Source organism: Streptomyces prasinopilosus, from assembly GCF_001419695.1.
Classification (GTDB): Bacteria; Actinomycetota; Actinomycetes; order Streptomycetales; family Streptomycetaceae; genus Streptomyces; species Streptomyces prasinopilosus.
Genome location: NZ_LIRG01000227.1, coordinates 1 through 7362 on the forward strand (window position 1 = coordinate 1; position 7362 = coordinate 7362).

Annotated in this window: 5 protein-coding genes; all 5 read right to left on the reverse strand. The window is 74.9% G+C overall.

What is annotated here, in order from left to right; genetic code table 11:
- Positions 1-31: 31 nt before the first annotated feature.
- Positions 32-229 carry a hypothetical protein gene (locus AOK18_RS11045; protein WP_055690892.1) on the reverse strand — a complete coding sequence of 66 codons (198 nt, stop codon included), beginning with the start codon at positions 227-229 and terminating at the stop codon, positions 32-34.
- Between the two features lie 126 nt (positions 230-355).
- Positions 356-886, reverse strand: a complete 531-nt coding sequence (locus AOK18_RS11050; protein WP_055694214.1) for a hypothetical protein — start codon at positions 884-886, stop codon at positions 356-358.
- A gap of 18 nt (positions 887-904) precedes the next feature.
- Entirely contained in the window at positions 905-2560 is a 1656-nt protein-coding gene (locus AOK18_RS11055) for an MFS transporter (protein ID WP_055694215.1), read from the reverse strand.
- Between the two features lie 203 nt (positions 2561-2763).
- Positions 2764-5622 carry a winged helix-turn-helix domain-containing protein gene (locus tag AOK18_RS11060; protein ID WP_079104953.1) on the reverse strand — a complete coding sequence of 953 codons (2859 nt, stop codon included), beginning with the start codon at positions 5620-5622 and terminating at the stop codon, positions 2764-2766.
- 306 nt (positions 5623-5928) lie between these two features.
- On the reverse strand, positions 5929-7362 hold a 1434-nt coding region (locus tag AOK18_RS11065; protein WP_055694216.1), incomplete at its 5' end, for a TrkH family potassium uptake protein.

The following is a 7362-nucleotide window of genomic DNA, read 5'->3' on the forward strand; positions in this document are numbered from 1 at the left end:
CCGGGCCGGTGCCGCCCGCCGCCGGGTCCCGTCACTCCGGCAGCTGCCGCATCTCCACGACCCGCAGTCCCAGCGACCGGCAGCGCGCCAGCAGCCCGTAGAGGTGCGCCTCGTCCACGACGGGGCCGAACAGGACGGTCTGGCCGGACATCACGACGTGACCCAGCTCCGGGAAGGCCTCGGCCAGCGTTTCCGACAGGTGCCCCTCGACTCGGATCTCGTAGCGCACGAGCTGTCCTCCCACGGACTCCCGGGACAGGCGGACGGCGTCCTTCCCTGTCATCGTCCGCCCCCAGTGCCGTCGCGGGCCTCACCTGTACGAGGTGACCCGCCGCCGGACGACGGACGCCGCGGATCAGTGCTTCAGGACGATCTTGAAGGAGATGATCAGCAGGCCGAGCAGCAGGTTGACCGACGCGGTGACGGCCAGGAGCCGCCGCGTGGCACCGGCGCGGAGCGCCGCGGCCACGGACCAGCCCACCTGGCCGGCCACAGCGACGGAGAGGGCCAGCCAGAAGGCGCCCTGCACGTCCAGGCCCAGGAGCGGACTGGCGGCCACCGCGGCGGCCGGCGGGACGGCGGCCTTGACGATCGGCCACTCGTCGCGGCACACGCGCAGCACGATCCGGCGGTCGGGCGTCTGCTGCGCCAGGCGGGCCCCGAACAGCTGGGCGTGCACGTGCGCGATCCAGAACACCACGCCGGTGAGCAGCAGCAACAGCACCAGCTCGGCGCGGGGGAACGAGCCCAGGGAGCCGGCGCCGATCACCACGGAGGCGGCGAGCATGGACCCGTAGACACCGCCCGTGTAGTCCGCGCGGGCCCGGTACTCGGCCCGGCGCGCTCCGCGGGCCGTGGCCGGGGGGCCGGCTCTCGCTCTGGACACCGGTGGCTCCTTCCGGACTCAGCTCATCGCCCCGGTCGCCCCGGCCGCTCCGGTTTTTCCGGCCGCTCCGGCCGGAGCGTCGGCGTCCGGCTGCCGCGACCGCATCTCCCGGGCGGTCGGGAGATGCGGGGTGACCAGGAAGCCGGCGAGGGCGACGCCGCCGGTGGCCAGGATCGCCGCCTTCAGGCCGTCCAACTGCGCGGAGGCGTAGGAGTCCGCGACGGCGTCGGCCTCGTCCGGCGGCAGCCCGGCACGCTCGGCCGCCGAGCGCACCTGATCGGTGGGGACGAAGGTGATCCCGGCCTGGAGAGCGACGCCGGCCTGCTCACGCGTCTCCTCCGACAGGCGCGGGTCGTCCGCCACCTGCGTGGTGAGGACGTGGGCCAGCGCCCCGATGAGGATCGACCCGATGAGGGCGGTGCCCAGCGCCGAACCCAGGTTCTGCGCCGTGAACTGGAGCCCTCCGGCCTCACTGCGTTCCCCGTCGCCGACGCCGGACTGGACGACGTTGCCCAGCTGCGAGGCGAGCAGGCCGACGCCCACGCCCAGCAGGGCCATGGCCCCGGCGAACTGCGCGTCGTCGATGACCGGGTCGATGGTGGCCAGCAGCCACACGACGGCCGCCGTCAGGATCACCAGGGCCGCCCGGATCACCCGGCGCGGCCCCACCACCGGCCCCAGCGAGGACGCGCACAGGGAGGTCACGAGCATGGTGGCGGACACCGGGAGCAGGCGCAGCCCCGTCTGGAAGGCGTCGAACCCCTGAACCACCTGCAGGTACAGCGGGATGGTGAAGAACAGTCCCAGCAGGATGAGGTTCTGGCCCAGCAGCGTCATCAGGCCGGACCGCAGCACGGGCCTGCTCAGCAGGGACAGGTGGACGAGGGGATCGGCGCCCTTGTCGCCCCGCCGCCGTTCCCAGTGCCGGAAGGCGGCCAGGAGGGCCGCCCCGGCCCCGACGACGAACAGTGTCGGGGCGAAGCCGAGGACGGTGAAGGGGGGGTTGCGGGGCTGCACCCATCCCCAGGTGCTGCTCTGCAGCACCCCGAGCACGCCCAGTCCCAGTCCGGCCGCGGAGAGCACCGCACCGACCCCGTCCAGCCGGGGACGCGGGCCGGCCGGGACGGGTGTCGCGATCACCCGGCGGCACAGCAGGACCACCACGACGACCACGACCTCCCCGGCGAAGACCAGCCGCCAGCTCAGGTACGTCGTCGCCCAGCCGCCCAGCAACGGGCCGACCGCGATCCCCGCGCCGGCGAGCCCGCCGACGACCGCGTAGGCGACGGCCCGGTCCCGCCCTTGGTACGACTCCGCGATGAGGGCGGCCATGGCGGGCAGCACCATGGCCGCTCCGAGCCCCTCGACGACGGACCAGCCCAGGGTGAGGACCCACAGCGTGGGCGCCACGGCGGTCAGGGCCGACCCCGTGCCGTAGACGACCAGCCCCAGGAGGAACATGCGGCGGCGCCCCAGGATGTCCCCGAGCCTGCCGCCGATGAGCATGAAGGCGGCCATCACCAGCGCGTACAGCGTGATGACGGCCTGGATGGCGGTCACCTCGGTGTCGAAGTCCTCGACCAGTTGGCTGATGGAGACGTTCATGACGGAGGTGTCCAGGACCATCAGGAACTGGGCCGTGCCGAGGACGATCAGGGCCCGCCAGTGCTTCAAGGTGTCCACCTCGCCGAGTCGGCCGGTACGCCGGCAGCCGGTGGGCCGGCCGGGTCGCGGGCCGGCGCACGTCCCGCCGCCCCTCCCCTCCCATCGCATCCGAAGCACGCGCCCCGTGCCTCACCCGCCACGGGGGAGGGGCCGGGCCCCGTGGCGTCCTGCCAGCGAGGGTGGGGGCGCCGGTCTCCCGCACGACCGCGCGTTCACAGCAGCCGCAGTTCGCGCGCGCGGCGCACCGCTTCGCCACGCCGGTTCACCGCTAGCTTCCGGTAGACGCTCTTGAGGTGGGTCTTCACCGTGTTCACCGACAGGTAGAGGTCGGCGGCTATCTCCTCGGCCGACATCATCCGGGCCAGCCGCTCCAGGACGTCGTGCTCACGTCCGCTCAGCTCCGGCGCGACGAGCAGCGAGGGCGACGGCTCCGGCCGGAGCGGCCCACCGCGCCGGGCCCCCTCACCGCGCCGGACTCCCTCACCGCGCCGGGACCGCTCGTCGCGCCGCGGCGGGCCGGCCGTGAGCCAGCCCGCTGCCAGATCGCGCGACGGAGCCGTGGCCAGAAGGGGCCGGATCCACGCCCCGGCATCGAGGAACGGGCGCCGCAGCCGCTCCCGCCGGGCGTCGAGGAGCGCCTGTGCCACGAGCCTGCGGGCGGTGGCGGTGTCCCCCGCCTCCTGCGCGACCCGGGCTCTGACCAGTGCTGCCCCCACGGCCACCGCCGGACCGGTCGGGACCTCGGCGCGGATGCCGTCGAGCAGGTCGACGGCGTCCCCGGGGCGCCCCGCGGCGACCTGGAGCGCCGCGGCCTCCACCGCGCACACCGGCTGGTCGCCGGGCACGTTCCGGAGCACCTCGGCGGCTCTGTCCGGCCGCCCTTCGGCCAGGTGGGCGGCGGAGGCGACGAGCCTTTCACGGCTCGCCGCCCAGGGGGAGGCCACGGCGGCGGGGACGGCCGGGTCCGCCGCCTCGACGGCGGCCCGCGCCTTGCCCCTGGCCAGCAGGAGGCGGGCCGCGACGAGGGCCCGCCCCGCCGCCGTCACCGGGTCGCGCGTCGCCGAGGGGAGCCGGGCCGTCTCGTCGAGGAGGGCCTGGGCCCGGCCCAGTTCATGGCGGTCGACGGCCACGGCGGCCAGCACCAGCCGTTCGATGCCGGAGCCGGAGCCGGAGCCGGAGCTGAAGCCGGAGCCGGAGCTGAAGCCGGAGCCGGAGCCGGAGCCGGACGGTCGGAGCGGGCCGGCCCGCTCCGCCTCGGACAGCGCGGCCAGGGCCTTGCGCTCCGCCCGGCCGAGCCAGCCGTTCAGGTAGTCGAGCAGGGCCAGGTGACCCATCGACTCCTCCCGGAGCAGCACGGTGGAGGCTCCGCCGGGGGTGCCGGCCACGGTGGTCAGGACGGTACGCGCGTCCTCGAAACGACCGGCCCACAGGCGTGCCGAGCCCAGATGGGTCAGCAGGAGGGCGGTGAGTTCGGGATGCTCGTCCAGGAGGTGTGCCGGGACCTGCCTCCGCAGTTCCCCGGCCGCTTCGGCGGCCTCCTCGACCCGCGGGGGACATCCGGTCAGCCGGGCGACCAGGGCCTCGAGCAGCGCACAGCTCAGCCGGGCGGCCGCCGGGCCGGGCGCGTCGTCCGCCGGTCCGGACGTGTCGTCCGCCAGTCGCTCCTCGGCGTGGCGCAGGTGCGCCCGACCGTGATCGAGGTCGTACCGGGACAGGGCGCGGGCGGCGCGCACGAGATCCGCCGCGGGACTCCCGGCCTCGGGCCCCATGGGGGAGAACAACTGGGCCAGGTCGTCCGAGCGCAGGCCGGTGAAGAGCCGGCCGATGGCCAGGTCGTCCACGAGGGCACCGGCGGCGAAGTCCCAGTCGTCCGCGGCGGCGCTGTGGGCGAGTGCCTCCGGCAGGAACCCGGAACGACGCAGCCACCGTGCGGCCCGCCGGTGCAGTTCCGGCTCCAGCCCGGGCAGGCGCACCCGCAGGTGGGCCCGGAGTATCTCCCCGAACAGCGGGTGGAGCCGGTACCACGAGTGTCCGAGGTGCTCGACGAACGCGTTCTCGCGGTGCAGTCCGGCGAGGAGGGGCGCGGCATCGGTCCGGAGGGTCAGCGCGTCGGCCAGCGCGGGGCAGAAGCGGTTCAGGACGCTCACGCGCAGCAGGAGGTCCTGCTCCTCCGGCGTCCGGCCCCTGAGGACCTCGGCCAGCAGGAAGTCCGCGACCGTGCTGCGGTCCGCCTCGAACTCCTTCAGGTAGAGCTCGGGGTCGGCGCTCTCCCGGGCGGCCAGGGCGGACAGGCGCAGGCCGGCGGCCCAGCCCCGGGTGCGGTCCACCAGGGCCCGCGCGGCGTCGACCGGAAGGCTCAGACCGTGCAGTTCCAGCAGGGCGACTGCCTCCTCGGGGGTGAAGGCCAGTTCGGCGGCGCGGATCTCCGTCAGTTCGCCGGCCGCGCGGTAACGGTGCAGCGGAAGCAGCGGTTCGGTGCGGGTGACGAGGACGAGGCGCAGACCCCGCCCGGCGTGCCGCAGGACGAACGCCAGTTGCTCCGTGACCTCCGGAGCGGTCATGCAGTCGTACTCGTCGAGCACGAGGACCACGGGCCGCTCGCGTTCGCTCAGTTCGGCGGCGAGGGCCGCCGGCAGCCCGCGGTCCGTCCCGGAGGCGTCCACAGGGGCTCCGACCGCGTCGGACGCCGGTGCGCCGCAGGCACGCAGGCTCTGGAGGACGTACGCCCAGAACACCCCGGGACGGCGGTCCCCCGCTTCGACGGTGAGCCAGGCGACCGGCGGCCGCAGTCCGGCGGCCCAGTCGGCGGCCAGCAGGGTCTTGCCGGCCCCGGCCGCCCCGTTGATCAGCGTCAACGGCGTTCCGAGGGCCTGGTCGAGGTGGTCGACGAGCCGCTGCCGCCGCAGGAACGTGGCGGGCCGCACGGGGAGGGTGAACCGGGTGCGCAGGAACGGTTCCCCCAGGGGGTCGGCGCACGGAACGGTGGGAACGACGGGAACAGAGGGAACAGCGGGAACGACCGGTTCTCGAGCGTTCCCGTGGGTTTCAGGCACGGTGCTCACCGCCCCCATCCGTCGGTACCACGTCACGGGCAGCGCTCCCTCCCCCCAGCATCCCAGCCTTCCCGCCCGGTCGCGCGACGCGCCGGGTACCGGCCCGTCCCCCTGCCCCGGTGACGGGTGCCGGCCCGTCACCGGGCCCGCGGGGACACCCGTCACCCACGACACCCGCCCGGCGGCGAGCGGCGGCGAGCGGCAGAAGAGGGCCGGCCGGGACCGGGCCGTCACCGGAGTCGCCCGTCCCGCGCACGGGACGGCGGGACGATCCGCCCCGTCTCCCGCGCGCCGGTGGCCGTCTCCCGCGCCGCCGGTCGTCGCCTACGCGCGCCAGTAGCCGCGGCGGAGCAGGACCGCCAGGGGGACGATCTCGATGCGGCCGAGGAGCATCAGAGCGGTGAGGATCCCCTTCGACAGGTGCCCGAGCGGCGCGTAGGAGCCGAACGGTCCTACTTCGCCGAACGCGGGACCGACGTTGCCGAGGCAGGCCGCGGCGGCGCCGAGCACGGTGAACGCGCCGGCCCCGGTCGTGCCCGTCTCGGCGTCGAGGGCGAGGCCGAGCGTCCCGAGCGCGAGGGCGAGCAGGTAGAGGAGGGCGAACACGAGCGCCGAGCGGAGCGCGGGCTCGTCGACCACGCGGCCGCTCACCCGCACGGGGAGGACGGCGTGGGGGTGAACGGCCTGTTCCAGCTCGTGGCGGGTGAAGCGGAAGAGGATGAGATGGCGGACGACCTTGATCGAGCCGCTCGCCGACCCGGCGCAGGCCCCCGTGAACATCAGTGCCAGCAGGGTGAGCGTCGCGAGCGTGCCCCAGGTCGACCAGTCCAGTGTCGCGAAACCGGTGGTGGTCATCACCGAGACCGTCTGGAAGGCCGCGTGCCGGACGCCGCCGAGCCCGTCCACCGTGCCGTCGGCGAACAACTCGACCCCCACGACGCACGTGCTCACGGCCAGCAGGACGAGGTACAGGCGCAGTTCCTCGTCGCGGGACACGACCCGGAACCGGCGCAGCACGACGAGGTGGTACAGCCGCAGCAGGTTCACCCCGGCCACCACCATCAGCCCGCACAGCACCCACTGCGTCACCGGCGCGAGACCCCGGGCCGAGTCGGCCTCCGGGGTGAACCCGCCCAGGGACACGGCGGACGTCGCGTAGGAGAACGCGTTGAAGAGGCCCATCCGCGGGTCCAGCCCGCTCCACCCCAGACAGGCCAGGGCCAGGACGCCGGCCGCCGTCACCGCGAGGTAGACCTTCCAGAGCCGTCGGGCGGTCCCGCGGACGGTCGCGCCGAGCGACTCCATCTCGACCGGCCCCGGCAGCTCGGAGCGCAGGAGTTCGCGTCCGCCGATGCGCAGCCGCGGCAGCACCGCGAGCGCGAGCACGATGATGCCCAGGCCGCCCAGCCAGTGGGTGAGCTGACGCCAGAACAGCATGCCGGGCCCGAGTGCGTCCACGTCGGTCAGGACGGTCGCGCCGGTGGCGGTGAACCCCGACATCGCCTCGAAGTAGGCGTCGACCGGGTGATCGAGCTGCGGAACCCGGCCGAGCACGAAGGGCAGCGCGCCGAACGCGGGCACGAGCAGCCAGACGGCGACGACCACGAGGAACCCCTCGCGGATGTCCAGCGGGGGCCGCTCGCCCGTCAGGCGCTTGAGCGCCAGGCCCGTCACGGCCACGGCGAGTCCGCTGACCAGGAAGGGCCACGGGGGCTCGCCGGCCGCGAGCGCGACGGCTGCCGGCGAGCCCCCGTGGCC

What these genes read in the sequence shown, in the direction of transcription:
- AOK18_RS11060 (WP_079104953.1), bottom strand. Translation starts at nt 5,622, where the DNA reads ATGGGGGCGGTGAGCACCGTGCCTGAAACCCACGGGAACGCTCGAGAA.